This window comes from Lutimonas halocynthiae, from assembly GCF_030409835.1.
Classification (GTDB): Bacteria; Bacteroidota; Bacteroidia; order Flavobacteriales; family Flavobacteriaceae; genus Lutimonas; species Lutimonas halocynthiae.
In genome coordinates, this window is record NZ_JAUFQO010000016.1 from 661,052 (window position 1) to 686,959 (window position 25,908).

At 36.0% G+C, this 25,908-nt stretch carries 21 protein-coding genes and 1 tRNA gene; 11 read left to right on the forward strand and 11 right to left on the reverse strand.

Features of this window, described 5'->3' with window-relative positions:
* Positions 1–31: 31 nt before the first annotated feature.
* Entirely contained in the window at positions 32–1,663 is a 1,632-nt protein-coding gene (locus QWY87_RS16005) for an NADH-ubiquinone oxidoreductase-F iron-sulfur binding region domain-containing protein (RefSeq protein ID WP_290293108.1), read from the forward strand.
* A 10-nt stretch (positions 1,664–1,673) separates the two neighbouring features.
* On the forward strand, positions 1,674–4,385 hold the full coding sequence (fdhF, locus tag QWY87_RS16010) for a formate dehydrogenase subunit alpha (RefSeq protein WP_290293122.1): 2,712 nt from the start codon (positions 1,674–1,676) through the stop codon (positions 4,383–4,385).
* A gap of 7 nt (positions 4,386–4,392) precedes the next feature.
* Here fdhF and QWY87_RS16015 read toward each other — a convergent pair whose 3' ends face one another.
* The gene (locus tag QWY87_RS16015) at positions 4,393–5,154 is read right to left on the reverse strand and encodes an MBL fold metallo-hydrolase (RefSeq protein WP_290293123.1); all 762 of its coding nucleotides are present in this window, start codon (positions 5,152–5,154) and stop codon (positions 4,393–4,395) included.
* A 225-nt stretch (positions 5,155–5,379) separates the two neighbouring features.
* Here QWY87_RS16015 and QWY87_RS16020 point away from each other — a divergent pair, with 225 nt between their 5' ends.
* The 4 genes from QWY87_RS16020 to QWY87_RS16035 all read left to right on the forward strand — a co-directional run bounded on the left by QWY87_RS16020 (position 5,380) and on the right by QWY87_RS16035 (position 9,761).
* On the forward strand, positions 5,380–6,480 hold the full coding sequence (locus tag QWY87_RS16020) for a Re/Si-specific NAD(P)(+) transhydrogenase subunit alpha (protein ID WP_290293126.1): 1,101 nt from the start codon (positions 5,380–5,382) through the stop codon (positions 6,478–6,480).
* Positions 6,481–6,494: 14 nt separating this feature from the next.
* Positions 6,495–6,803 (forward strand): NAD(P) transhydrogenase subunit alpha part 2, encoded by a 309-nt coding sequence (locus QWY87_RS16025; RefSeq protein ID WP_290293130.1) that lies wholly within the window; start codon positions 6,495–6,497, stop codon positions 6,801–6,803.
* Positions 6,803–8,194, forward strand: coding sequence for an NAD(P)(+) transhydrogenase (Re/Si-specific) subunit beta (locus tag QWY87_RS16030; RefSeq protein ID WP_290293132.1), 1,392 nt, complete (start codon positions 6,803–6,805; stop codon positions 8,192–8,194). The genes QWY87_RS16025 and QWY87_RS16030 overlap by 1 nt, the downstream gene beginning before the upstream one ends.
* Positions 8,195–8,300: 106 nt before the next feature.
* A complete protein-coding gene (locus QWY87_RS16035) occupies positions 8,301–9,761 on the forward strand; it encodes a TonB-dependent receptor (protein ID WP_290293133.1) in 1,461 nt (486 codons plus the stop codon).
* A 77-nt stretch (positions 9,762–9,838) separates the two neighbouring features.
* On the opposite strand, the gene bcp is transcribed toward QWY87_RS16035, so the two are convergent.
* On the reverse strand, positions 9,839–10,288 hold the full coding sequence (bcp, locus tag QWY87_RS16040) for a thioredoxin-dependent thiol peroxidase (protein ID WP_290293134.1): 450 nt from the start codon (positions 10,286–10,288) through the stop codon (positions 9,839–9,841).
* A 30-nt stretch (positions 10,289–10,318) separates the two neighbouring features.
* Here bcp and QWY87_RS16045 point away from each other — a divergent pair, with 30 nt between their 5' ends.
* Positions 10,319–10,951, forward strand: a complete 633-nt coding sequence (locus QWY87_RS16045; protein WP_290293136.1) for an endonuclease III domain-containing protein — start codon at positions 10,319–10,321, stop codon at positions 10,949–10,951.
* 257 nt (positions 10,952–11,208) lie between these two features.
* On the opposite strand, the gene QWY87_RS16050 is transcribed toward QWY87_RS16045, so the two are convergent.
* A complete protein-coding gene (locus QWY87_RS16050; RefSeq protein ID WP_290293137.1) occupies positions 11,209–11,793 on the reverse strand; it encodes an RNA polymerase sigma factor in 585 nt (194 codons plus the stop codon).
* Positions 11,794–12,074: 281 nt separating this feature from the next.
* Between QWY87_RS16050 and uvrA the strand changes: the two genes are divergently transcribed.
* Positions 12,075–14,849, forward strand: coding sequence for an excinuclease ABC subunit UvrA (uvrA, locus tag QWY87_RS16055; RefSeq protein ID WP_290293139.1), 2,775 nt, complete (start codon positions 12,075–12,077; stop codon positions 14,847–14,849).
* On the opposite strand, the gene QWY87_RS16060 is transcribed toward uvrA, so the two are convergent.
* From QWY87_RS16060 to QWY87_RS16090, 7 genes are all read right to left on the reverse strand, one after another.
* Complete coding sequence (locus tag QWY87_RS16060; protein ID WP_290293141.1) at positions 14,846–15,523, reverse strand: tetratricopeptide repeat protein; 678 nt, start codon at positions 15,521–15,523, stop codon at positions 14,846–14,848. The two genes, uvrA and QWY87_RS16060, sit on opposite strands and share 4 nt — an antisense overlap.
* Positions 15,524–15,650: 127 nt before the next feature.
* Positions 15,651–15,726: transfer RNA gene (locus QWY87_RS16065), tRNA-His, on the reverse strand.
* Positions 15,727–15,912: 186 nt separating this feature from the next.
* Positions 15,913–16,629 (reverse strand): bacillithiol biosynthesis deacetylase BshB1, encoded by a 717-nt coding sequence (gene bshB1 / locus QWY87_RS16070; RefSeq protein ID WP_290293732.1) that lies wholly within the window; start codon positions 16,627–16,629, stop codon positions 15,913–15,915.
* Positions 16,630–16,634: 5 nt separating this feature from the next.
* Positions 16,635–17,777 (reverse strand): trans-sulfuration enzyme family protein, encoded by a 1,143-nt coding sequence (locus QWY87_RS16075; protein WP_290293142.1) that lies wholly within the window; start codon positions 17,775–17,777, stop codon positions 16,635–16,637.
* Between the two features lie 14 nt (positions 17,778–17,791).
* On the reverse strand, positions 17,792–18,562 hold the full coding sequence (locus QWY87_RS16080) for a hypothetical protein (RefSeq protein WP_290293145.1): 771 nt from the start codon (positions 18,560–18,562) through the stop codon (positions 17,792–17,794).
* Between the two features lie 10 nt (positions 18,563–18,572).
* Positions 18,573–20,288 (reverse strand): gamma-glutamyltransferase, encoded by a 1,716-nt coding sequence (gene ggt / locus QWY87_RS16085; RefSeq protein ID WP_290293147.1) that lies wholly within the window; start codon positions 20,286–20,288, stop codon positions 18,573–18,575.
* A complete protein-coding gene (locus QWY87_RS16090) occupies positions 20,281–20,880 on the reverse strand; it encodes an acyl carrier protein phosphodiesterase (protein ID WP_290293149.1) in 600 nt (199 codons plus the stop codon). Before QWY87_RS16090 ends, ggt begins: the two co-directional genes overlap by 8 nt.
* A gap of 210 nt (positions 20,881–21,090) precedes the next feature.
* On the opposite strand from QWY87_RS16090, the gene rocD reads away from it, so the two are divergent.
* Positions 21,091–22,365 carry an ornithine--oxo-acid transaminase gene (gene rocD / locus QWY87_RS16095; RefSeq protein ID WP_290293152.1) on the forward strand — a complete coding sequence of 425 codons (1,275 nt, stop codon included), beginning with the start codon at positions 21,091–21,093 and terminating at the stop codon, positions 22,363–22,365.
* A 71-nt stretch (positions 22,366–22,436) separates the two neighbouring features.
* On the opposite strand, the gene QWY87_RS16100 is transcribed toward rocD, so the two are convergent.
* Complete coding sequence (locus QWY87_RS16100) at positions 22,437–23,126, reverse strand: Crp/Fnr family transcriptional regulator (protein ID WP_290293153.1); 690 nt, start codon at positions 23,124–23,126, stop codon at positions 22,437–22,439.
* A 101-nt stretch (positions 23,127–23,227) separates the two neighbouring features.
* Here QWY87_RS16100 and QWY87_RS16105 point away from each other — a divergent pair, with 101 nt between their 5' ends.
* Both QWY87_RS16105 and ccoS read left to right on the forward strand, forming a co-directional pair.
* Complete coding sequence (locus tag QWY87_RS16105; RefSeq protein WP_290293155.1) at positions 23,228–25,603, forward strand: heavy metal translocating P-type ATPase; 2,376 nt, start codon at positions 23,228–23,230, stop codon at positions 25,601–25,603.
* A 98-nt stretch (positions 25,604–25,701) separates the two neighbouring features.
* Positions 25,702–25,890, forward strand: a complete 189-nt coding sequence (gene ccoS / locus QWY87_RS16110; protein WP_290293157.1) for a cbb3-type cytochrome oxidase assembly protein CcoS — start codon at positions 25,702–25,704, stop codon at positions 25,888–25,890.
* The last annotated feature ends 18 nt before the right edge of the window (positions 25,891–25,908 follow it).

Below are 25,908 nucleotides of genomic sequence, written 5' to 3' on the forward strand. Positions count from 1 at the left end.
ATTTTTAATTCAGAATTTTCAAATCAAAACCATGGCCAACAATAATATTCGAGCACTTTCATCAAGAAAGGGGCTAGAAAATAACTTGTTTGAAAAAATAGCTGAATTGTCAAAGAGCGATTCAACAGCTGAATCATTTCAGGAACTTTCAAAACAGTTTATGATAGATGATTCAGTAGTCTTTGGGACTGCCTCATTCTATGACTTCATAAAAGAAGATGAAAGGAATAAAAGTATTCGGGTATGCAATGGTACAGCATGTATGGTTGCCGGAACCCAATCAAAAATTCAATCTTTACTGGAAAGTAATTTTGATCAGGATAAAATCGGTCATGTAGCCTGTATTGGTCACTGTCATTCAAATGGTGCCGTCATGTATAAAGACCATACTTATACGGTAAAATCAGATGCGCATTTTAAGGGAATTATCGCCCTGAACGACGCAGATAGACAGCTTGAAAATGTCTATCATATTGAGTCAAATACAGAGCCTGTTCTTATTGGAAAGATCAATGACATCAGCGCGTTCTTTAAGCTTGCTGATCAATTTAAAGCCGATAAAGAGACGATCATAGCAGAATTAAAAGATTCTAAACTTAGAGGAAGAGGTGGCGCAGGCTTTCCTTTCTGGTTTAAACTTGACGCAGTTGCAAAGGAAGTCAATAATCAAAAATATATCGTTTGTAATGCCGATGAAGGAGATCCGGGTGCTTATAGTGACATGTACCTTATGGAGCATCAACCTTATAAAGTGCTATTTGGAATGCTACTTGCCGGAATTAGTGTAGGAGCTGACACCGGAGTCATTTATATCAGGGGCGAATATCCTAATTCAATTCGGATTATGGAAAAAGCCATCACTTTTTTAAATGATCAAAACCTAATCGAAGGCTTTAAATTTAAAATCATAAAAGGCCAGGGCAGTTATGTATGCGGCGAAGAAACAGCTTTGTTAAACTCTATTGAAGGTCTTAGACCTGAGGTAAGAGTCAGACCTCCTTATCCCGCACAATACGGTCTTTATGGCAAGCCCACTGTATTGAGTAATGTAGAGACTTTTGCAAACATTCATTGGATATTGAACAAAGGCGGTAAAGCATTTGCTTCATTAGGTACAGCACAATCGTCTGGCACAAAACTGGTGTCGCTTGACAGTTTTTTTAAGCGCCCTGGAATTTATGAAGTTGAGATGGGTACACCACTGAAGGTCGTATTTGAGGAATATGGTAAAGGTCTAAAAGATGATATAAAAGCTTTTCAAATTGGTGGCCCGTTGGGAGGCATCGTGCCCTTGACAAAAATAAATGAACTGAACTTAGATTTCGAGTCATTGAATGATGCTGGTTTTTTACTTGGACATGCGAGCGTAGTTTCTATTCCTGAAAGTTTTCCGATGGTAAAATTTATCACACACCTGCTTAAGTTCACTGCAGAAGAAAGTTGTGGAAAATGTTATCCTTGCAGGATAGGATCGTATCGTGGCTTTGAAATGCTCGAAAAAGCACAAAATGAAGACTATAAGATTGATAGACAATTATTTGACGATCTTATTGAAACGCTTGAAATTGGTTCTTTATGCGCACTTGGAGGCGGTGTACCCCTACCGGTAAAGAATGCGCTACAATATTTCCAAACAGAGTTGAAAACTTATTTTCAATCCTAAACTTAAACGTATGAATGTATTTTTGAACGACATATCTCATATAGCAATTGAAAATGAAACCATTCTAGACTTTGTAAGAAGGATAGAAAGTCATAACGCCATCCCTACAATGTGTCAGGATGATAGACTTGATAACTTTGGTTCCTGTCGGGTATGTTCAGTTGAAGTTGCCCGCGAAAAAGGAGGCTTAACCAAAACAATGGCCTCATGTCATACGCCTGTTTTTGAAGGCGCCTATATCTACCATCAAACCGAGAAAATAAAAAGGCTGAGAAAGAACATTCTCGAACTTGTTTTGACAGATTATCCAACAGATAAGGTTTTTCCGGAAAAAGGAAAGAAAGCCACTGAGTTCCAAAAGACAATTGCTGAAATTGGCATACCCAATGTTCGGTACCCAAAAGGGAAGAACTCTTTTGATTTAGGCAAAGACAATTCCCATCCTTATATCAAGTCTGATTTAGCACAATGCATTAATTGCTACCGCTGCGTCAGAGCCTGTGAAGAAATTCAAGGAGAAATGGTCCTAGGAATGAGCGGCCGAGGATTTGCCACGCAGATTATTAAAGGTTTTGACACGAATTTTGATCTTTCAGCCTGCGTCTCTTGTGGCGCTTGTGTTCAAACCTGCCCTACAGAAGCACTTTCTGATAAGTTTTCTACCAAAACGCTTATTCCTGATGAAACCATCAGAACTACTTGCACCTATTGCGGCGTAGGATGTCAGCTTGACGTATCCGTAATTGACGGAGAAATCAGAGGAATACAAGCCCCTGAAACGGCAGAAGTCAACCAAGGGCACACTTGTCTAAAAGGGCGTTTTGCGTTTCAATTTTATAACCATCCTGACCGTTTACGCGAGCCATTGATCAAAAAAAATGGTGAATTTGAGGTAGTCACTTGGGAAGAAGCCTATGATTTTATGGCTGAAAAATTACTCAAAGTCAGAGATACTTATGGAAAGGATGCCATCGGTTGTATTTCATCTTCCAGGGCAACAAACGAAGAGAACTACCTGATGCAAAAAATGACCAGGGTAGCTTTAAATACGAATAATATTGATGGCTGTGCCAGAGTGTGCCATGCTCCGACAGCCTATGGAATGCAAAAAGCTTTTGGAACAGGTGCCGCAACAAATTCGATTGTAGACCTCGATTTAACAGACTGCATCCTTTTATTTGGTGCTAATCCTACTGAAGCGCATCCGGTAACCGGAGCAAAAATAAAACAATTATTCATGCATGGCGTGACCAGTATTGTAGTTGATCCTGTAAAAACAAGTTTAGCTAAACTGGCTATGTACCATCTCCAATTAAGACCTGGAACCAATGTTGCACTGCTTAACATGATGGGGCATTATATCGTTAAGGAAGGAAGGGTTCGAAATGAATTCATTAAAAAGTTCACTGAACAATACCAAGAATTCTACGACCACGTGATGACTTTAGACATGGATGAATTAGAAGAAATAACAAGCGTATCGAAAGAGCTTGTTCGCAAAGCTGCTCTTGCTTATGCGAATGCAGATAATGCGATGGAATTTCATGGACTCGGAGTAACTGAACATTTTCAAGGGAGTAAAACAGTAATGCTGCTATCAAATATTGCCATGATGACTGGTAATATTGGTCGACCTGGAGTAGGCCTTAACCCACTTAGAGGACAGAACAATGTTCAGGGAGCCGCTGACATGGGCGTTCAACCCCATCAGGGCGCAGGATATATGGATGTCAACGATCCGGATGTTAATAAATATTATGCTGAAAAATACGGTGTGGCCAGTATGCCCGAAAAAGAAGGTTTAAAAATTCCGGAAATGCTCGAAGCCGCTATTGCCGGAAAATTCAAGGCCTTATGGATTATGGGTGAAGACACCTTGATGACCGATCCCAATACCATGCATATTAGGAAGGCCATGGAACAACTTGACATCATGATTGTACAAGAATTATTCATGTCTGCAACTGCTGAAATGGCAGATGTAGTACTGCCTGCCAGCTCTTATTTTGAAAAGAACGGGACCTTCACAAACGGTGAAAGAAGGGTGCAACGTGTGAATAAAGTCATAGAACCAATAGGAAATACCAAACCCGACGGTCAGATGATCATTGACATGATGTTTAAATTAGGATATGAACAACCAACCGGAAAAATTTACGATGCTGAATTATTATTAGAAGAAATTTCAGAGGTTATCCCATTTATGAAAGGGATAAGTTGGAACAGATTAGGTACAAACGGGCTTCAATGGCCTGTCTTAGAGAATGGTTCCGACACTAAAATCATCCATAAAAATGGAAACTTTAAAAGAGGTAAAGGTAAATTTCACCATTTTGATTTTGAAGAGACGCCCGAATTGGTTGAACACCGAAGTAAATACCCATTCATATTGACCACAGCCAGACAGTTAGAACACTATAACGCAGGTACTATGACCAGAAGAACTGATAACCAGCAATTATCACCTATGGATTATTTAGAGATCAACCCATTAGATGCGGCTGATAAAGATATCTCTGCAGATGACAAGGTGCGCATATTCTCTGACAGAGGGAGTGTCAATATACCAGTCAAACTAACCTATTTAGTGAAACCGGGGGTTGTAAGAACAACCTTTCACCAACCTGATATTTTTATCAATATGATTACAGGAAATGTTGGAGATGAATACACCATGACGCCAGAATACAAGGTAGTGGCTGTTGATTTTGAAAAAATATAGTGTAAGCTTATAGGTCAATCATAAGGCCATCGTATGCTAAAAATACATTCGGAGGTAATTCATTTGAAACAACTTTATGAAAACCCAAAAGGCTGCTTATATGGGTTAAATACGCTTTTTTTGGCTTTATTTCATTTATAAAACTCAAGGCTTCGTCTACATTAAAATGTGTAGGGTGAGGATGTTTTCTCAGTGCATTCACTACCAGCACATCAAGGCCTCTTAATTTCTCTTTTTCTTGCTGACTAATTGTCTTCGCATCAGTGATATAAGCAAATTTCTCAATTCTAAATCCAAATATTTTTAAATTTCCGTGCATTACTTCTATCGGCTGAATAAATTTGTTTTTTAATTCGAAACCTTGGTTATCAATAATATTTAATGAAACTTTTGGCGCACCTGCATACCTGTTTTCTGTTGCAAAAATATAAGCAAACCGCTCCTTAAGGTTTTCAGCAACGGCAGTGTCACAATGAAAATCAACATGTCCGTTACGTTGTGAAAATGGTCTGACATCATCAAGCCCAGCTGTATGATCAGCGTGATAATGAGTAAATAAAATACCATCTAACTTATCAACTTCAGCTCTTAGCAATTGTTGCCTAAAATCCGGACCACAGTCAATGACATAAGAAGCATTCTCCCACTCTACTAAGATTGACGATCTTAATCTCTTATCTTTTAAATCTGATGACAGACAGACTTCGTGCTTTGATCCAATAATCGGAATACCTTGTGAAGTTCCAGTACCTAAAAAGGTAATTTTCATAAAAATATTATTTCCTGCTAATTTAACATTTAATGACAATAATTCTTAGCTAAAATAACCGAATAACCAAGATTTATTAATCTTTATTTCCTTTCTATGCGACTCTTCAAAATTTTTTAATAGATTCAATAATTATTCGACCGTATTGCAAGTAACAAAGTGATTTATATCAGTATTTAAGCTTATATTATGTTCTAAATTTATTGTGAAATCAAAACTTTAAAGATGAAATTAGGTATTCTAAAAGAAACTGAATCTAGTGAGAAAAGAGTTTCTATATCACCAAAAATAGCCAAGCAGTTAATAGAAAATGGATTTGAAGTTCTGGTTGAAGATGACGCCGGCTCTTCTTCCAAATTCAAAAACGCTTATTATGAAAAAGCCGGAGCTATAATTGAAAAAAGAGGTGCTGTTTACAAGAATAGCGATGTATTGATTAAAATAAATCCTTTTGATCAGGATGGATTAAAACTGGTTGATAAGCATCATATTCTGATTTGCCAGCTTTTTCACAAGTCTCATCCGGGAATCGTAAAACAAATAGCTGAAATAGGAGCCACTGTATTTTCAATGGATGCTTTACCCAGAATATCTCGTGCTCAAGACATGGATGTCTTAAGCTCGCAAAGTAATCTGGCCGGTTATAAAGCCGTTATCAAAGGGGCCTATGAAATGACAAAAATATTTCCATTAATGATGACAGCCGCCGGCACCATTACACCGTCAAGAGTGCTTATATACGGCGTTGGTGTTGCTGGCCTTCAGGCCATTGCAACCGCTAAAAGATTGGGGGCCATCGTTGAAGCCACTGATATCAGAATGGAAACAAAGGAACAAGCAGAATCACTTGGAGCAAAATTTATTTCAGTTGACAGTAATGATGACGCTTCTGAAAATGGTTATGCAAAAGCCGCCTCAGAAGATTATGCCAGACGGCAAAAAGAAGCGGTAAATGAATCTTTGTACAAAGCAGACTTAGTGATAACCACCGCCATGGTCCCTGGGAGAAAATCACCAGTTTTAATAACTGAAGAACAGGTTTTGGAAATGAAAAATGGTGCTGTCATTATTGATCTTGCCGCTGCACAAGGTGGTAATTGCGAGCTGAGTAAAATGAATAAACCAGTCGTTAAAAATGGTGTAAAAATTATTGGAACAACGATCGCTCCTGAAAGTGTATCCACAAATGCCAGTGACCTTTATGCCAAAAACATGTATAACTTTATCATGCTCTTAACTGAAAATAATGAATTTAAATTTGATTTGGAAGATGAAATTACGGATGAAACATTAATCGTTAAAGACGGCGTCATCAGAAAAACATAAATAAATAATTAAATATGAATGAGTTAATAGAATTAATTAGTGATAATCTTCAAATGATCTACATCGTCATTCTTATGATTTTTGTGGGTGTTGAAGTGATAGGACACGTTCCTGCTGTGTTACATACACCGCTTATGTCTGGGGCAAATGCCATTCATGGGGTTGTAATCATCGGAGCAATCTTAGTGATGTTGGGGGCTGAACCAGATAATATTTTGGCTTTATCCCTTGGTTTTGTAGCTGTATTGCTAGGAACTTTAAACGTGGTTGGTGGTTTTGTTGTGACCGATCGCATGTTAGAAATGTTTAAAAAGAAAAAGTAATGGAATATATATTCAGCCTTGAAATTATTTATTTGATCGCTTCGGTGACTTATATTTTTGGACTTAAAATGCTTGGGCACCCTGAGACGGCCCGCAAAGGAAATTTAATTGCTGCTTTTGGTATGACTTTAGCCATATTAGGCACTATTTTCCTGCATCAGGGTGAAGTAGCAAGTATTATTTATGTCCTTATTGTGATTGCCATTCTCATCGGAACTATAGTTGGATGGGGAGTCGCGAAAAAAGTTGGTATGACAAAAATGCCTGAGTTGGTCTCTTTGTTCAACGGGATGGGTGGTGCCAGTGCGGCGCTTATCGGTTTAATTGAATTTCACCATTATGCAGGTGACCAAATATCCATCCTTACAATTATTGCTGGGGTAATTATTGGTAGTATTTCATTTTCAGGAAGTATGATTGCCTGGGCCAAGCTTAATGGGACCTTAAATAAACCTTTACGGTTACCAGCCTATAATATTGTGAACAATACCATGCTAATTGCCATACTTGCGTTCGGCGCCTATATTGTTTACTCAGGTATTGATAGTCAGTTGTATTTATATATTATTTTCTTTGCTGCTTTAGCTTATGGTATTCTATTTGTAATGCCTATTGGAGGTGCAGACATGCCCGTGGTTATTTCATTATTGAATTCATTTACCGGACTTGCCGCTGCATTTGGCGGGTTCCTTTATGGAAATATGGTGATGCTAACCGGTGGTATTTTGGTAGGCTCTGCAGGTACTATTCTTACATTTGCCATGTGTGACGCCATGAACAGGTCACTGGCCAGCGTCATATTTGGCGCCTTTGGGGAAGGAACTGTAAACGCAGACCCATCTCAAAAATCGGCTCAGGGAACTGTTAAGAAAACCACACCTAGTGATGCTGCTATACTTATGAATTATGCGAATCGGGTAATCATAGTTCCTGGCTACGGATTAGCTGTTGCACAGGCACAGCATGTAATACATGAATTGGAGCTACTTCTAGAGAAAAAAGGAGTTGAAGTAAAATACGCCATTCATCCTGTTGCTGGTAGAATGCCAGGGCATATGAATGTATTGCTAGCCGAAACTAATGTAGACTATGATAAACTAATTGAAATGGATGACATCAATCCAGAGTTTCAAAATACCGATGCTGTTTTAGTTGTAGGAGCGAATGATGTGGTGAATCCAGCCGCTTATAATGATCCATCCAGTCCGATATATGGAATGCCAATTTTGGATGTGGAAAAATCAAAAAGTATCATAATCAATAAAAGGAGTATGAATCCAGGCTATGCCGGAATTGAAAACGAGCTATTCTTTAATCAAAAGACGTCTATGCTATTTGGTGATGCTAAGGACGTACTTACTAAACTTGTTCAGGAGTTAAAAAACATGTAACGCTCTTTTGAGGTAAAATACAACATGGTCAACTCCCTATAATTTTTGGAGCAAAATCTTTTTACTCATTAAATCTTGAGTATATTTGTTCAAAAAATAAGTAGGGATGAGATTTATCAAAGGTGATAAAGAACTTGAACATGTTCTTTCGGTTAAACAAAAGTCACTTCGTGTTAACTTGAATGAGCATATTTATGGGACCTTCGCAGAGATTGGTGCAGGCCAGGAAACTGTAAGGCATTTTTTCAGAGCCGGTGGCGCTTCAGGTACAATTGCAAAGGCAATGTCTGCCTATGATAAAGATTTTTCTGATGCCATTTACGGCATTGAAACAGATCGTAGGTATGTTACCGAATCACGTCTGAGAAAAATGCTGCATCATGAGGTTGAGTTGATTGAGGATCGATTAAACCGGGACAAACATCCCAACAAAATATTTTTCTCCTACGCCAATACGGTTACAACCATTGATTTTGCTAAAAATTTCAAAGGACATGGTTGGGTTGGAATACGTTTTCAAATGGATGCCTTAGAGGATTATAATGAAATAGTGCTCCATGTTCGTTTTAAGCAATCAGATTCGAAATTACAACAGGAAACACTTGGTACATTAGGGGCTAACCTAATTTATGGCGCTTTTTATCTCAACGATAGTCCAAAAGATCTTTTAAAGTCTTTTTACGATAATATTGATAGTGATACCATTGAAATCGATATGGTTGACTTTTCAGGACCAAGATTTATGTATGTTGACAATCGATTGATGAGTTTGCATTTACTTAAAAATGGCATGACCAATGCTGTGATGTTCGGCCCCGATGGAAATAACCTATTACCTGCTCAACAACTTTATAAGAAAAATATCTTGGCTTTAAGAGGCAGTTACAGACCGGTAACCAGGGTCAACATGGAAATTTATGAGGAATCGAAAAAAATGTTTTTCTCTGACAAAAGGGTGAATGAAAAGAATACCCATGTAATATTTGAAATCACGCTTGCCAATTTAAGATCAGAAGGAAAAATCAACGAAAGAGACTTTTTGGATAGGGCCGAATTATTGTGCTCCCTGGGTCAAACCGTAATGATCACGAATTTCCAGGAATATTACAAACTAGTGGATTACTTCTCAGAATTCACCAAAGCAAGAATGGGCTTGGCTATGGGTGTTTACAATCTGATTCAGATATTTGATGAAAAATACTACAGAGACTTAAGTGGTGGTGTTCTTGAAGCCTTCGGAAAATTATTTTACAAGGATCTCAAGATATACCTATATCCATTAAAAGACCTCGAATCTGGAGAAATCATTACAAGTAAGAACCTGAAGGTACATCCTAGAATGAAGGAATTATACAAATATTTCAAATTCAATGGAAGGATCGCAGATATTACAAAATTCGACCCTGAATTACTGGAAATATTTTCTCGTAAAGCATTTAAAATGATTGTTGATGGTAAAAGCGGATGGGAAGAAATGTTGCCAGAAGGAGTTGGAAAAATAATAAAGGATAAAAGATTATTTGGTTATAGTCGAAGGAAACACGAAAAAAAAAGTAAAACTAATTAAAAAAAGGGCGGTTATAACCGCCCTTTTTTTATGTTTATAACCTGAGTTCGAATTAAAATTTTAAATCGAACTCAGGTCTACAATATTTGTGACGTATGTTCCTTTGTTTTGACTTTCGTAATAATATCTTCTATGATACCATCTCCGTCAATTACAAAAGTAGTTCTGTGAATACCATCATATTCCTTTCCCATAAACTTTTTAGGTCCCCACACGCCATAAGCCATGATAACCGACTTATCTTCATCCGCTAACAAACTATATGGCAGCTCTTGCTTATTGCTAAAATTTAATTGCCTTTTTTCAGAATCGGCACTTACCCCTAAAATTTCATAGCCCTTACTTTGAAAGCTTTGATAGTTATCTCTCAAATTACAAGCTTCAACAGTACATCCAGGAGTACTTGCTTTCGGATAAAAAAACAGTACAACTTTTTTTCCTTTAAAATCATTTAACTCAATGGTTTTACCGTATTGATCAGTGGCTTTGAACTGAGGTGCCTTGTCCCCTATCTTTAATGTTGTCATTATTTGTATTTTTACCAAAAATACTGAAAAATGACTAAAAAAGAAAAGGTGCAATTTGTTATTGATACACTTGAATCACTTTATCCCCAACCACCTATTCCTTTAAAACATAAAGACCCATATACTTTGCTCATTGCCGTATTGTTATCAGCTCAAAGTACAGATGCTAGAGTCAATATAATCACCCCACTCCTATTCGAACGAGCTGATAATCCATTCGACATGGTAAAACTTAGCGTAGAGGAAATTAGAGACATCATTAAACCCGTAGGACTATCACCAATGAAGTCTAAAGGAATTTATGGACTATCACATATATTGATCGACAAATATGCTGGTGAAGTACCCGATCAAATTGAACTTTTAGAAGAATTACCGGCTGTTGGCCACAAAACAGCTTCTGTTGTAATGAGTCAGGCCTTTGGCGTTCCAAGCTTTCCTGTGGATACGCATATTCACAGATTGATGTATCGTTGGAATTTAAGTACCGGAAAGAATGTGGTTCAAACCGAAAAGGATGCAAGAAGATTGTTTCCAGAAGAACTTTGGAACAAATTACATTTACAAATAATATACTATGGGCGTGAATATTCGCCTGCTAGAGGCTGGGATAAGGATAAGGACCTTATCACGAATACAATTGGAAGGAAACATTTAAAATAAAAAAAGCTCTTAATATCATATTAAGAGCTTTTTCCGATTAATTCAAATGAAACATTAAGCTTTCTTTTTCCGTCTTGACTGACTTAATTGATTTCGAATAATTTAGTAAAAATGAAATCGATTCTGTACTTGGGTCAAGTTTTTCTTTGAAAAATCTTTCAGTGTAAAGTTTTGCCATAAATCTTATAATTTTTTAGGGATTAATAAGATAACGAACAAAAATAAATATTATTGCACAAAGAACAAAAAACTTTAAATTAGTTTGTTAAAATAATATTATTGTTGTCGATCATTTTCCGTAAGTTGATCAAGGCATACCTCATTCTACCTAAAGCTGTATTAATACTTACGTTGGTTTGCTCAGAAATTTCCTTAAAGCTCATGTCTTTGAAAATTCTCATCATAAGCACTTCTCTTTGGTCTTCTGGTAGTTCCTCAACTAGTTTCTTGACATCTTCATGAATCTGATCCTTGATTAATTTTCCTTCAGCACTTAATGAGTTGTCACTCAATACTGAAAAAATATCAAATTCATCTGTGTTTTGAAAAGTAGGCATTCTGTTTCCTTTTCTGAAGAAATCAATGATAAGGTTGTGAGCGATTCTCATCGTCCAAGGTAAAAATTTACCTTCTTCATTGTATTTACCCATTTTTAAAGTGTTGATCACTTTAATAAAAGTATCCTGAAAAATATCGTCAGCGACATCTCTATCTTGTACTTTAGAATAAATAAAACTGAAAATTCTTTGTTTGTGGCGTAGGATTAAGATTTCTAAACATCTTTCATTCCCAGCAATGTAGTTACTAACTAAGACGCTATCGTCTAATTTTTGATTGTGCATAATTCCCCTTTTTTAAGTGAAGCCTTTATACTATTCAGCTTCGTATTATTATTGTTATGAAAAGTAGAACTATACTATATGCAAAAATTTTAAATTAATAAATCGTTAGGGGAGACTAGTCTAAGTTTTCAAAAGTCTCTGGACAAATATAAACACATTTATTTCTTATAAACAAATTTTTTTGCAAAATATTTTATTTATTTTAACATTTAACCTGTTTTTTTTAACAAAAAAACCTCAGTATATTTGTAATCCATTCAATTAAAAACACTCGCAACCCCTTGAAAAATAACGATTTTAAAGATTTTATCACCATCACAGGAGCCTCTTTACATAACTTAAAGAATTTAGATGTAAAAATTCCTCGAAATAAGCTGGTTGTGCTCACAGGATTGTCAGGATCAGGTAAATCTAGCCTTGCTTTTGATACCTTATATGCCGAAGGTCAACGCAGATATGTGGAAAGTTTATCCTCATATGCAAGACAATTTCTCGGTAAATTGAATAAACCAAAGGTTACTTCCATTAAAGGTATCTCCCCTGCCATTGCCATAGAGCAGAAAGTAAATAGTACCAATCCTAGGTCAACTGTAGGGACATCAACAGAGATTTATGACTATTTGAAGCTTTTATATGCCAGGATTGGTAAAACCTATTCACCCATATCTGGAGAAGAAGTTAAGAAAGATTCAGTAAGAGACGTATTGAATTATATCAAGAATTTAGAAATAGGAAGCAAACTTTTACTTTTATCACCCATACATATAGATAAGGATAAAGACATTGACACCATAATTAATATATTGAGACAACAAGGGTTTTCAAGATTGATGGTAAATGATCAAATGATCCGTATTGACGATTTCAAATCAGCTCCTAAGCAAGATATCTGGCTAATCGTAGACAGAATTGTGGTGCAAGACGATGAAGATTTTTTTAATCGTGTAGCTGATTCTATTCAGACGGCTTTTTATGAAGGTAAAGGCGAATGCCTGATTGAAAGTGTTCAAAGTAAGAAAAGAACTCCTTTTAGTAACAAGTTTGAAAGGGATGGTATGACTTTCCTTGAACCGAATGTTCATTTTTTCAGTTTTAATAATCCTTATGGGGCCTGTAAGAAATGCGAAGGCTATGGGAATATAATAGGTATAGATAAGGATCTGGTAATTCCAAATACATCTCTTTCTATATATGATGATGCCATTCTGCCATGGAAAAGTGAATCATTTCAAGCCTGGAAAGATGATCTTGTATTGAATGCATACAAATTCGATTTTCCAATACACAAACCTGTATTTGAATATACGGAGGCACAGCATGAACTCCTTTGGAATGGCAATAAATACTTTAGTGGGCTAAACAACTTTTTTAAACACCTGGAAGAAAAAAGCTATAAAATTCAGTATAGGGTAATGCTTTCAAGATACAGAGGAAAGACTAAATGTTCTAGTTGTGAAGGGAAAAGACTTAGAACCGAGGCTAACTATGTAAAAGTACATGGTAAAGATTTGACGCAACTTGTTGACCTGCCAATTGATGAAGTAATTGAATTTTTTGCATCACTGCAACTTAATGAGTCAGAAAAATCAATAGCAAAACGATTATTAATAGAAATCAGGAATCGCCTGGATTTCCTAAATGAAGTTGGCCTTAATTACCTGACTTTGAACAGAAACTCCAATACACTTTCTGGTGGAGAAAGTCAAAGAATAAACCTTGCCACTTCATTGGGAAGCAGTCTTGTAGGTTCAATGTATATTCTCGACGAACCAAGTATTGGCTTGCATTCGAGGGATACTGAAAAATTGATAAATGTATTATTCAAATTAAGGGACCTTGGCAACACGGTGATCGTTGTAGAGCATGATGAAGATATTATGAAAGTGGCTGATCACATTATTGACATTGGTCCTGAAGCGGGTAGCTTTGGTGGAGAGTTAGTTGCCGAAGGAACGTTTAAGCAAATTATAAAAGCCGACACACTTACTGCGAATTATTTGAACGGTAAGCTAAGTATAGAGATTCCATCGAAGAGAAGGGTGTCAAAAAAGTCTATTCAGATCATTGGTGCAAGAGCTAACAATCTGAAAAACATCGATGTATCCATACCGCTGAATTCGCTAACCATGATCACTGGAGTATCTGGAAGTGGTAAAAGCACCTTGATCAGAAACATTTTATATCCGGCCCTCCAGAAAATTATTCATAAATATGGTGAGAAACCCGGGCAATACTCTGAAGTAAAGGGAGACATAGACTCGTTGCAAAATATTGAATTTATCAACCAAAACCCGATTGGGAGATCTAGCCGCTCTAATCCAGTAACTTACATTAAAGCTTATGACGATATAAGAGGCTTGTTTACAGATCAAAAACTGGCAAAAGCAAGGGGCTATAAAGCGAAATTCTTTTCTTTTAATGTTGATGGAGGAAGATGTGATACGTGCAAAGGAGAGGGCGAGGTGACCATTGAAATGCAATTTATGGCAGATGTGCATTTGGAATGTGAAACCTGTAAAGGGAAGCGCTTTAAAAAAGAAGTCCTTGAGATCATGTATGAAGGGAAGAATATTAATGACATTTTGCAAACAACAGTTGACGAAGCCATACTATTCTTTTCCGAACATGAACAAAATAAAATAGTGAACAAACTAATGCCACTGCAGGATGTCGGTTTAGGCTATGTGCAATTAGGACAGGCCTCCTCTACCCTGTCAGGTGGTGAAGCACAAAGAATTAAGCTTGCTTCATTTTTAGTTAAAGGCAGCAGTAAAGAAAAGACCTTATTCATTTTTGATGAACCTTCTACGGGACTACACTTTCACGATATCAAAAAATTGCTAAAATCTTTTAATGCATTAATAGACAAAGGCCATTCAATTATCGTTATAGAACATAATCTTGACTTGATCAAATGTGCTGACTATATTATCGATCTAGGACTTGAAGGTGGTAAAAACGGAGGAAACCTAATTGCTCAAGGTGTACCTGAGGAACTAATTAAAAACAAACAGTCATATACTGCAAGTTATTTAAAATCAAAATTGAACCTTTAATTTAACAAATCAAGTTTCTCCTTAGCTAAGACAAAATCTGGTTGGATTTTTAAGGCTTTGTTATAACTCAATTTGGCATCTGTAGGCTTCTCAAGTCCTTGTTCAATCAAACCTTTTAAATATGGAATAGCTGCAAGTAATTCTACTTGTTGCGTATGATTCTGATTGATATTAAAAGTCACTTTATAGTTTCCGGAATCATTTAGTCCTTCAACTTTTTTGATTGTAGTGTAGGCTTCAGGATATTGTTTCATTGCCAGTTGAAGTTTCGCTGTAGTATAACCATGGTAATTATTTTCTGACAGCTCAAATAACTCAGCATATGTTTCCAAACTTTTATCAATTGCTCCTAACGATTCTAATGATATTGCTTTTATTTCAAGAATCGGTTCATTTTTTGGATCTCTTTTTAGCACCTCATTAGCCATTAAAAAACATGATCCATATTTTCTGGATGAAAAATAAATGAATGCTAAACTATCTTTATAAGTACTATTGGCTCCTTCAAGAGCAATTAATTTATACATACTATAGGTTGCAACAGATGCATCTCCCATAGCTTTCGCATTACTTATGATTTCCTTTTCAATCTTTATCGTTTCCGCATTACCAGATTGAGCAAGCACAGAAAATCCTATCAAACTCACAAAAATAAAATTATATAACTTCTTCATTTTTCCTTAATTAAGACGGCAAAAATATTCAAAAAATTGGAATAATGATTCCTTATTCAAAAGATTAACAAACCATTAAGTTTAAATCAAAAAAAAACGTCCAATCAAATTGAACGTTTTTCACTCTGGGTGGAAGACCGGGCTCGAACCGGCGACCCTCGGTACCACAAACCGATGCTCTAACCAACTGAGCTACAACCACCGTGATAAATTGAATTTGCTTCACACAAATTCGGGTGCAAATATAATCTATTTCGCCACTTCTTCAAACAAAAAATAAATTTTTATTATTGATTTTATAATGATGAAAAAACGGCTGTATTATTTCTACAAATTGCATCTTAAGATTAAATTGAAAAAACATGATTTAGTCATACTTTTCATCAATTTCAGATAAGTTTATCCAGATGATCAACTGCCACAAATCTTTCTACTGTAAAGCCTTCAGCACTTTCTTTCCCAATAATTCTTCCTAAATCACTAGCGCGATAACCAATACTATCAAGAAAATTCTTACTGGAAATTGGTGAAACTGGCTCCTTGGAATCTGGATCATAAAACTGTGAAGAATAAGCTTTAACTGCTTTTATTTTAATGTCCATAAAACCTGTAACATCTACCACAAAATCAGGTTTCAGGTTTTCCCATTGTATATAATGATAAACCTGTTTTGGTCTCCATGCTTCCTGTGTCTTTTGATCAGAACTGGTTTCAATTTTTCTTAAGCCTGACAAAAAACAAGCATCTGACACTAATCTACTTCCTTTACCATGATCTATATGTCTGTCTTGGATCGCATTACAAAGCACAACCTCCGGTTGGTACTTACGTATTATTTCAATCACAGCTTTCTGGTGAATTTCATCATTTATAAAGAACCCATCCTTAAAGCCCAGATTTTCTCTAATTGTCAAACCCAATATTTGAGCGGCAGATGCCGCTTCTTTATCTCTAATTTCAGCAGAACCTCTGGTACCCAACTCCCCTCTTGTCAAATCTAAAACTCCTACTTTTTTGCCTCTTGAGATTTCCTTTGCAATAGTTGCTGAACAACCCAATTCGACATCGTCAGGATGTGCTCCAATAGCTAATATATCTAACTTTATCATATTCAATTATTTAATGCTTGTAAAATATCCTCAAGGATATCTTCCTTATTCTCTAAACCCACAGACAATCTCAATAAATTATCAGAAATACCTTGTACTAGTCTTTCTTCAGCAGACAATAAGGCGTGTGAAGTTAAACTTGGTTGAATTATTGTTGATTCAACTCCTGCCAAACTCATAGATGGCCTGATCATCTTTAATTTTTTCTGAAACGTTTTAGCTTCAAGACTATCATTGAGATCGAATGACAACATACCTCCAAAACCATGCATTTGTTCTTTTGCCAGTTGATGATTCTTATGTGACGTAAGCCCTGGGTAATATACTTTCTTGATCAAGCTATTTGTTGCTAATTTTTCTGCTATAAATTGGGCATTTTCGTTGTGTTTTTCAATTCTTACACCCAAAGTCTTGATACTTCTTTCCAAAAGAAAACACATAAAATCACTCAAATTACCCCCAAAACTTCTACCCGTATGCATCACTTTATCAACCACTTCTTTATTACCCGCCACAATTCCAGCGCTGATATCACTATGCCCGCTTAAATATTTAGTGGCACTGTGAATAGACAGGTCTATTCCAAAATCAAGAGGAGTTTGATTCAATGGAGATGCAAAAGTATTATCGATCATACTGACTATACCATGCTTCTTTGCAATAGTTGCGATGGCTTTAATGTCAGTAATATTCAGTAACGGATTAGATGGTGTCTCAATATAAATCACCTTGGTATTCTTTTTAATTTCCTTTTCAAAATCATTTACAGACAATCCTTTTGTAAAGGAATATTCTATCCCATATTTTGAGAATTCTTCAACAATCATGTGGTGACTTCCTCCATAGATTTCATTTTGAAAAACCACATGGTCTCCGCTCTCTAAAAAAGCAAACAAACTCGTGGTGATAGCAGCCATACCACTTGAAAACGGTAACGCACTTTCTGCATTTTCAAGCGCCGCAACTTTACTCGCTACAACTTCTTGATTTGGTGTATTAAAATATCTTGGATATCGTTTTTCTTCTACCTCCAAAAAAGGATAAGAAGTGGCCATATAGATCGGTGATATAGCCCCACCAAATTGTGTATCCTCGAGTTGTCCCTCATGAATGCATTGGGTATGCTTTCCTTTTAATTCTTTCATTCGTCAAATTTAATTTATTTTAATCTCCCCGTCAAATACAAATTGACTCCTGGACCTGATTTCATCCTTCCTATGTTCCATTCATAGCGATCTTGTTGAATTAAATCAGCTACCAATTCTTTCATTTCATCGACAGAGTAGGTCCGCAAGGAAGATACAATGCCATCCCATAAAACAAAAATAGGAACTAAAGGAATCAAATATGTAAAAAAGATTCTGCCAAGTTTAAAAGGTCTGATAAAAGGTGTAACCAACAAAACACTTATCGGCGAAAAGACCATAGCCAATATACTCGCTACACTCCTCTCCTGCCCTTCAAAAATTGCAATATTGCTTTCACTGTCAATTGCATTTTGCAAAATTGCTTTGGCCTCTTCAGGCTTAAAATGATGCAGTGAAAGAAATTGAGTCCTAAGTCCTTTCAATTCAGCTGGTACATTCCGGGCATCAATTGACACTGATTTGTATGAAAAAATATCGTTTTGTGTCTTGGTATATTCAAAAGCTGAGATATTTGGATATAAATCAGTCATCAAAATCTTCAAATCAGGATGTCTTTTAACCAATTCCTCACCTATATAGAGAAGGCCACCACCGCCTCCAGAACCAAGATCTACAATATTGTTTTCTTTACCAGCTCGGAGCATTTCATCTAAAATGCCAATTGATGGCTTGAATAATTTCGATTTGTTGGTTAGAAATTGCAAAAAATCAGTCATGTAATTTCTCAAAAAACCAGGAAACCAAGACTGATCTTCAAATTCAATAAGATGAATTCTTTTCATAAATACTAAATTAGAAACCTTCAGCGGCATCATCCCCTCTTTGATCAGCTCCTCCTTCTAACTTGCCATCAGACAAAACTAAAATAGCATCAACCTTGCCAATTATAAGAGATTCTCCTGACCTTGGGTTATAACCTTTAGCCCGAAGGTTTTGAAATGCTAAAGTATCAAAAGTTCTTTCAAATACAATCTCATCAGGCAACCATTGATGATGAAATCTACTAGAAGAAACTGCTTCACTCATTCCCATATCAAATTCAATCACGTTTAAAATCGTTTGAAATACAGTTGTAATGATGGTTGATCCTCCAGGGGAACCTACCACCATTAATAATTCACCGTCTTTTTCAACTATTGTTGGTGTCATTGAACTCAGCATTCTTTTTTCAGGTTCAATTGCATTAGCTTCTGCTCCGATAAGCCCAAACATGTTAGGAATACCAGCCTTAGCACTTAAATCATCCATCTCATTGTTCAGAAAAAAACCACCTTCTTCAACATATACTTTAGATCCGTAAGCCCCATTTAATGTCGTGGTTACGGCTACAGCGTTTCCATAAGAATCAACAATAGAATAATGTGTGGTTTGATCACTTTCTATGATTTCTATGTCTCCATGTGAAACTTCTGAGGAAGGCGTTGCATTATCCCATGAGAAACTACTCATCCTGCGTTCATTATAGGTTTTAGACCTTAAGGTATCTAAAGGAATTGTAACAAAATCAGGATCTCCAAGGAAGAAAGCCCTGTCAGCATAAACCCTTCTTTCTGTCTCTGTTAGCAATTGCACATATTTTTCTGAATTATGGCCTAAGCCTTTGATTTCAAATGGCTCAATACTTTTAAACAATTGTTCCAAACAAATTCCTCCGCTTGAAGGCGGTGGCATGGAAATCATCGTATACGATTTATAGTTGAATTCTATTGGATTTCTCCATACAGCACTGTATTTATTAAGGTCTTGCAAGCTTATGATTCCCCCTAATTTGTTAATGTGATTGACAATCATATTGGCAGTAGTGCCCGAATAAAACTCATCGCGACCATTATCTCTTATTCTTTCAAAGGTACTGGCCAAATTAGGATTTTTCAAGGTATCTCCTTCAAACCATTCTTTATCTAAGTATATTTTATCCCCATTTGCCTTTCTAAAATCATCTCTATAATAATTCAACCTTCTAGCCTGACCTGATGTCAATACAAAGCCGTTTTTTGCAAGCTCAATAGCAGGGTTGATCAAATCAGCGAATGGCAATGAGCCATACTTTTCATGTACTTTAAATAGTCCAGCAACCGTTCCTGGAACACCTATTGCCAATGCACCAAACCTGCTTTTATTCGGAATTATCTCTCCGTTTTCATCTAAATACATATCCCTGTGAGCCTTCAAGGGAGCTTTCTCACGAAAATCTAAAGAACCTGTCTTACCCTTATGATCTCTAAAAACCATAAATCCGCCACCACCAATATTTCCGGCAACAGGATAAGAAACTGTCAAAGAAAGGTCTGTCGCGATCATCGCATCAAAGGCATTACCGCCCTTTTTAAGAATAGATGCACCAATGGCCGATGCTTCTTGGCGAGCACTCACTACCATAGCGCTATCTGCAAGTTTTCCGCGCTTCACAGCATCCTCTATTTTAACATCTTTACATTGCGTAAAAAGCATTAAAAAACAGCTCAAGGCTGTTACTAATAGCAGGCTTCGTTTTGTATTTCTATTCATATTTTTTATCAATTTCCACTAGTTTATTATCGGTAAAAAGCACTAATTCGTCAAAAAACTCCCGAAAATCATTTTCAAAATCTATATAATGATCTTCCAAATCCTTTATAGCCAAATCCATGTGAACCCGATCCAAGGTGCGCCGATTCATTCCCTCCAGTACTTTTTGAATTCCTTCAAGCTTTGCATAACTCAATAACCAGTTATCTCTTATAAGGTATTTAGACATGTATTGTATCTTATCAGGCAATACTTCAAAATTCCGCGTAAGATTCGTATAAAAATTTTGTGTATACGTATCCAAAGGGAGCTCAGAATAATCTTTCCAATTCTTAGCTAAGAAATGATCGTAAAAAATATCAATAATAACACCTCGATAAAGACCATAACTATCATCCAGTCTTCTTTTACTTTTTCTGACAATTTCATGTGCATCCGTATATGAATCTATTTGCCTGTGTAATAATATTCCTTTTTGTAAGTCAGTTGGATACGTTTTATATTTATTACCCTTTATATGGTCAGCCATAAAATTGCCAATCGTAATCAATTCATGATCCCTCGATAAATATATATGCGCCAAATAGTTCATTCAGTAATTTCTGTTAAAAATAACCTTTTAAATATAATCTTTAAAATAAAGCGTGGTTTTGTTGATTGTAAGATTTTAAAATCGCTGATTCTTCAAAATTTTAATTATTTTTGTCAGGTCTAGGATGATTTCTCTCCTGAAGAAGGAATTGTACATGTATAATTCAACCTTATTTAGATCTTCTTAATAAGGTGTTCAATTCTAATTTTTATGTTAATAACAGATAATCAATCTTCAAAAGCTGCGATAGCTTTAGAAGACAAGTACGGAGCCCACAATTACCATCCACTTCCAGTAGTTTTACAAAAAGGGGAAGGCGTATATGTTTGGGATGTTGAAGGAAAAAAATATTACGACTTTCTCTCAGCCTATTCAGCGGTAAACCAAGGGCATTGCCATCCAAGAATTGTAAATCGTTTACAAGAACAAGCGGCAAAATTAACCTTAACTTCCAGGGCTTTTTATAATGACCAACTAGGGATTTATGAAAAATACATGAGTGAGTATTTCGGATTTGATAAAGTCTTGCCTATGAATACAGGTGCAGAGGCAGTAGAAACGGCCATTAAATTATGTCGTAAATACGCCTATGAAAAATGTGGTATTCCTGAGGAAAAAGCAACAATAATTGTTTGTGAAAATAATTTTCATGGTCGAACCACTACTATTATCTCTTTTTCAAATGATGAAACAGCAAGAAAAAACTTTGGCCCATATACACCTGGTTTTATTAAAATACCTTACAACGACGTTGATGCCTTAGAAAAGGCCATTAAAGAAAATGATCATATTGCTGGTTTTCTTGTTGAGCCCATTCAAGGTGAGGCCGGTGTATTTGTTCCTGACGAAGGTTATTTAGAAAAAGCTCATAAAATTTGTAAGGATAACAACGTTCTTTTTATTGCGGATGAAGTGCAAACTGGTATTGCAAGAACCGGAAGGTTGTTAGCTACATGCGGCAATTGTGATTGCGCAGATAAGAATTGCTCTGGAACTCCAGATGTAAAACCTGATATGCTGATTTTAGGAAAAGCCCTAAGTGGAGGAGCTTATCCAGTATCTGCAGTGCTTGCAGATGACCATATCATGGAAGTAATCAAGCCCGGAGTTCACGGTTCAACATTTGGAGGAAATCCTATCGCTGCAGCAGTTGCTATGGAGGCATTAGAAGTTGTGAGAGATGAAAACCTTGCCGAAAATGCGTTTAGATTAGGTGAATTATTCAGAAGTGAATTGAATGATTTTATAGCTGAAAATGAACTTGTCACTTTGGTGCGTGGGAAAGGACTTCTAAATGCAATTGTTATAGATGAAACCGAGGATAGTGATCTTGCCTGGGACATTTGTGTAAAACTAAAAGATAATGGCTTATTAGCGAAACCAACTCATGGTAATATTATTCGATTTGCACCTCCTTTAGTAATTAACGAGGAGCAATTAATGGATTGTGTCCGTATTATTAAGGAAACTATCTCTTCAATGTGATAGACTCATCTCTTTAAATAAAAAAAGCCCTTATCAATTAGATAAGGGCTTTTTTTATATCAAAAGAATATTTAATACCCTTCTGTAAGATGCTGTAATTTGACTTTATTTTCAATGCGAATCCTTTTTCCAGCTAAAGATATATAGCCTTCTTTTTTAAATTCAGATAATAATCTGATAGTAGATTCCGTTGCGGTACCAATTGCATTGGCAATTTCTTCTCTAGTAAGCGTCACAGATATATAACCATCATTATCAACTCCAAAGATTCTTTCAAAAAACAAAAGAGATTCTGCCAATCTCTCTCTTACATTTTTTTGTGCCATATTGGCGATAGAAGAATTTGCCTCATCGAGATCTTCAGCCAATGACTTGGTGATCTCCATGGAGAACTCAGAATTGTTTTTAAACAATTCAATAATCTCGTTTTTTGGAATAAAACATACATCCATCTCCTCAAGAGCGGTAACTGTAAGATGGGCTACAGAGTTACTAATCACTGACCTATGCCCTACCAACTCACCTCTTCTAATGAATCTTACAATCTGTTCCTTACCATTTGGAGCCAGCTTTGTGAGTTTACATTTACCATTTCTAAGGCAATAAACCCCTCTCAATGAAGTACCTTCACTGAATATGACTTCCCCTTTTTGAATGTGTAGTGTCGATTTCTTTTTAGCAATTGCCTGAAGTTCAACTGCAGAAACAGAATTCAATGAATTCAGATCTCTGATAACACATTTTTCGCATTCTTCTCTCATAAAAAAGGATTTATTTGTTGCAAATTTATATAAATTCTGACAGCATTCATTTTTTTATGTAATTTTTTTATAAGAAATTTACACACATTTCCTAAGCATATATGTCTAAAGCGAACTGCTTTCACTGCGGTCTTGATTGTAAAGCAGATAAAATCGAATTTGATCAAAAACCATTCTGTTGTAACGGATGCAAAACGGTTTATGAAATTTTAAACCAACATGAGCTGTCTTGTTATTACGATCTGGAATCTTCGCCAGGCTCAGTACCCATTGACATAAAGGGCAAGTTTGACTATCTAGACAATGATGATATTGCATCAAAATTGGTTGAATTTGATGACCTTGAAACCGCTGTTGCTAATTTCTTTATTCCGACGATTCACTGCAGTTCTTGCATTTGGGTTCTTGAAAATCTTCATAAAATAAATTCTGGAATAAAAGTTGCTCTGGTTAATTTTCCGAAAAAAGAAGTGAGGGTAACCTTTAGAAAGAGTGAAATTTCAATTAAAGAAGTTGTTGAATTGATCTCTTCAATTGGATATGAACCCTATATTAGTTTAGATAATGCAGAAATTAATGAGAAAAAGATAGATAGAAAGTTAATTTATCAGGTAGCGGTGGCCGGTTTTGCTTTTGGGAATATCATGATGCTTTCTTTTCCGGAATATTTTCAGATGGATGAGTATTGGCTCAATAGATTCAAGCCTTTTTTTAGAGGTCTAATGTTTCTATTATCATTGCCAGCCCTTCTGTTTTCTGGGCGAGACTATTTAATTTCAGCCTACAAAGGTCTTAGGCATGGTATTCTAAATATTGATGTGCCCATATCGCTCGGGATGCTTGTATTATTTTTCAGAAGTACCTATGAAATAGTGAGCAATACTGGGCAAGGCTATTTTGACAGCCTCACTGGTTTGATTTTCTTTTTGCTTCTAGGGAAAATTTTTCAACACAAAACCTATAGTTTCTTATCGTTTGAAAGAGACTACAAATCTTATTTCCCTATTGCCGTCACGCGCATTACCAAAGATCAAAAAGAAGAGAATATCAGCGTAAGCGAAATTGATAAAGGAAATAGAATTTTGATTCGAAATGAAGAGATTATTCCTGTTGACAGTATCCTTATTAATGGAGATGCTATGATTGACTATAGTTTCGTCACCGGAGAATCAGTGCCGGTTGCTAAAGTCTCTGGAGAAAAATTATTTGCTGGAGGGAAACAAACCAATGGCGCCATTGAACTCGAAGCCATTCAATCTGTTAAACAAAGTTATTTAACACAACTGTGGAGTAACGATATTTTTAAGAAAAATGACAGTAAAGACATCAAGACACTTACTGATACCATATCAAAACAGTTCACGATCATTATTCTTAGCATATCTGTTATTGCAGGAACGTACTGGTATTTTATAGATAAACACGCTGCCTTTCAGGTAGTTTCAGCCATTTTGATCATTGCATGTCCATGTGCCTTAGCCCTATCAGCTCCTTTTGCTTTAGGAAATATGATTAGAATTTTTGGGAAGCATAAATTTTATTTAAAAAACACTCATGTGATTGAAGCCATGTCAAAAATTGACAGTTTGGTATTTGATAAAACGGGTACTATCACTTCTAACAAACAAGCCCTAATCAATTATGTTGGAGAAGCTCTGACAGCAAATGAAATGGGGATGATCAGACATTTACTCAGATCATCAAATCATCCTCTAAGCAGAATGTTATATGAGCATATCCAAGAAAAAGAAACAGGGACAGTTTCTTTATTCGAAGAAATTGTCTCAAAAGGGCTCCATGGCAAAATTGATGATAAAGATGTGTTTCTAGGTTCTGCTGCGTTTGTAGGTCAGCATGCAGATCAGGGCCTTGACACGGTGATTCACGTGAAAATTGAAGAACAAATCAAAGGAAAATTCATTTTTAAAAATGCTTATCGAACAGGATTGAAAAATACGATTGATTCTTTAGAGAGAAATTTTGAGATTGCCCTGCTTTCTGGTGATAATGAAGGTGAAAAATTAAGCTTGGGCGAAATCTTGCCGCCTGGTAGCCATACACTTTTCAATCAAAAGCCTGAGGATAAATTGGAGTTTATCAAATCAAAACAGTTAGAAGGCCAGCAAATCATGATGTTTGGTGACGGATTAAATGATGCGGGAGCCCTTGCCCAAAGTAATGTTGGGATTGCCATTTCTGAAAATATTAATGTTTTTTCTCCAGCCTGTGATGGTATCCTTGATGCAGAAAACTTTAGACTTTTACCGAAATTTATTGAACTCACGCACAAGACAATGAATATTATCAAAGTGAGCTTTGCTATCTCATTCTTATATAATATTGTAGGACTTCTTTTCGCTGTGAGCGGAAACCTCTCCCCTATAGTTGCTGCTATCTTGATGCCAATTAGTTCAATATCAGTAGTTTTATTTGCAACGATTAGTACCAATTTTTTAGCAAAAAAAATACTATATTAGCGTAGCTTAAACCTGAGGTAAAATTTCAAAAACATGACATTTATCATGTTTCGACTTTTTATCTTTTTGTTAATTTGTTACAACTAAAAAAATCAGTAATGAATATTATATTCATGCTCATCATTGCAAGTCTTTTCATTGCAATCCTATTTTTTATTCTTTTCGTGAAATCGGTGAAAACCGGTCAATACGATGATGTATATACCCCATCAGTTAGAATGTTATTTGATGATGAATTGGTTAAGGACAAATCATCAGATAAAAAAAATAAAAAATCAATCAACTAATTATTAACTAAATTTTTC